This window comes from Thermostichus sp. MS-CIW-26 (genome assembly GCF_054059115.1).
On sequence record NZ_JBSSBV010000083.1, the window covers coordinates 1 to 2,425 of the forward strand.

Below are 2,425 nucleotides of genomic sequence, written 5' to 3' on the forward strand. Positions count from 1 at the left end.
CGATTCAGTGCTCTACCCCACCAGGTACCTGTCGACGCTGCGCCTCAACGCATTTCGGGGAGAACCAGCTAGCTCTGGGTTCGATTGGCATTTCACCCCTAACCACAGCTCATCCGATGATTTTTCAACATCACCCGGTTCGGCCCTCCACTTGGCTTTACCCAAGCTTCAGCCTGGCCATGGTTAGATCACCCAGGTTCGGGTCTACAGCATGGGACTCTCGCCCTCTTCAGACTCGGTTTCCCTTTGGCTCCGGCATTCCCGCCTTAACCTGCCCCACGCTGTAACTCGCTGGCTCATTCTTCAACAGGCACGCGGTCACCCGTTCAATCGGGCTCCCACTGCTTGTAGGCACACGGTTTCATGTTCTGTTTCACTCCCCTCCCGGGGTTCTTTTCACCTTTCCCTCACGGTACTGGTTCGCTATCGGTCACGCAGGAGTATTTAGCCTTACGAGATGGTTCTCGCCGATTCACACGGGATTTCCCCTGCCCCGTGCTACTCGGGATCCGGCCGGCGCCTTTGAGCTTTCGGCTACAGGACTTTCACCTTCTCTGGTGCAGCATTCCAGCTGCTTCCCCTAGCCCGCCGGCTGCCGTTTGGCCGTCCCACAACCCCGCCCAGCCGTAGCTGAGCGGTTTAGGCTCTTTCCCGTTCGCTCGCCGCTACTGAGGAAATCACGTTTGTTTTCTTTTCCTGCGGCTACTAAGATGTTTCAGTTCGCCGCGTTCGCCCCTTTGGCCTATGGATTCAGCCAAAGGTGACAAGGCTTGCGCCTTGCCGGGTTGCCCCATTCGGGCACCTGCGGATCACCGCTTTTGTCCAGCTCCCCGCAGCGTTTCGTCGGTAACACGCCCTTCCTCGCCTCTGCGTGCCTAGGTATCCACCGTGCGCCCTTAACTGACTTGACCTTTTCACCTCATGTAACATTGGTGTTCTACCTGCCTCATGCCCCCAGGTTGCTGCTGCTTCCCCCAAGCCAAGGCTCGGAGGGCTCAACCCAGAAGCATGCTGCTCTCTTGCTATGCAGTTTTCAAAGTGCTGGCCGGCTCAACCCGGCTGGAGGCTTGTGCTCGAACCCAAACCCCTAGCCCGGTCGTCAACCTATCCAACTGGAGAACCCCTTCCCGCCTCCTCACCAAGGTGGTGGAGGTAAGCGGACTCGAACCGCTGACTTCTGCCGTGCAAAGGCAGCGCTCTACCAGCTGAGCTATACCCCCAATCCAGACTGCACCCACCCTCTGGCTTTGCCCTCAGCTTGGCCAGCTCGCTTCTAGCTTGCTAGCTCTCCCTTCTCCAGGACAAACAGTGGGCCATCCTGGACTCGAACCAGGGACCTCACCCTTATCAGGGGTGCGCTCTAACCACCTGAGCTAATAGCCCTCCCCTCGGTTCCCCTCCAGAACCCCAGTCAACCATCCCCTCAACCCCGACCGACCTGGGATAACCTTTGCTGGCCTGAGGGTGGTCTAACTCCCCTCAGATGCCCCAAGGTAGGTCTCCCTAAAAGGAGGTGATCCAGCCGCACCTTCCGGTACGGCTACCTTGTTACGACTTCACCCCAGTCACCAGCCCTGCCTTCGGCGGGTGCTCCGACTTCGGGCATGGCCAGCTCCCATGGTGTGACGGGCGGTGTGTACAAGGCCCGGGAACGTATTCACCGCAGCATGCTGATCTGCGATTACTAGCGATTCCGCCTTCACGCAGGCGAGTTGCAGCCTGCGATCTGAACTGAGACGCGGTTTTTGGGATTGGCTCACGCTCGCGCGCTCGCGACCCTTTGTCCGCGCCATTGTAGCACGTGTGTAGCCCAGAGCGTAAGGGGCATGCTGACTTGACGTCATCCTCACCTTCCTCCGGTTTGTCACCAGCAGTCTCCCTAGAGTGCCCAACTCAATGCTGGCAACTAGGAACAAGGGTTGCGCTCGTTGCGGGACTTAACCCAACATCTCACGACACGAGCTGACGACAGCCATGCACCACCTGTGTCCGCGCTCCCGAAGGCACCCCCACGTTTCCGCAGGGTCCGCGGCATGTCAAGCCCTGGTAAGGTTCTTCGCGTTGCATCGAATTAAACCACATGCTCCACCGCTTGTGCGGGCCCCCGTCAATTCCTTTGAGTTTCACACTTGCGTGCGTACTCCCCAGGCGGGACACTTAACGCGTTAGCTCCGACACTGACCGGGTCGATACGGCCAACGTCTAGTGTCCATCGTTTACGGCTAGGACTACTGGGGTATCTAATCCCATTCGCTCCCCTAGCTTTCGTACCTCAGCGTCAGTTGAGGCCCAGTTGCGCGCTTCCGCCTCAGGTGTTCTTCCCGATCTCTACGCATTTCACCGCTACACCGGGAATTCCCGCAACCCCTACCTCACTCTAGCCGGTCAGTTTCCAGGGCCTTCCCACAGTTGAGCTGTGGCCTTT

The 2,425-nt window shown here is 58.7% G+C and carries 2 tRNA genes and 2 rRNA genes; all 4 read right to left on the reverse strand.

The features are described 5' to 3' along the window. Positions 1-911: ribosomal RNA gene (locus tag ACVWZU_RS14295) — 23S ribosomal RNA — on the reverse strand; the annotation flags it as partial. A 233-nt stretch (positions 912-1,144) separates the two neighbouring features. Continuing rightward, positions 1,145-1,220: transfer RNA gene (locus ACVWZU_RS14300), tRNA-Ala, on the reverse strand. An 89-nt stretch (positions 1,221-1,309) separates the two neighbouring features. After that, positions 1,310-1,383 (reverse strand) — tRNA-Ile (locus ACVWZU_RS14305). Between the two features lie 123 nt (positions 1,384-1,506). Next, positions 1,507-2,425: ribosomal RNA gene (locus tag ACVWZU_RS14310) — 16S ribosomal RNA — on the reverse strand; the annotation flags it as partial.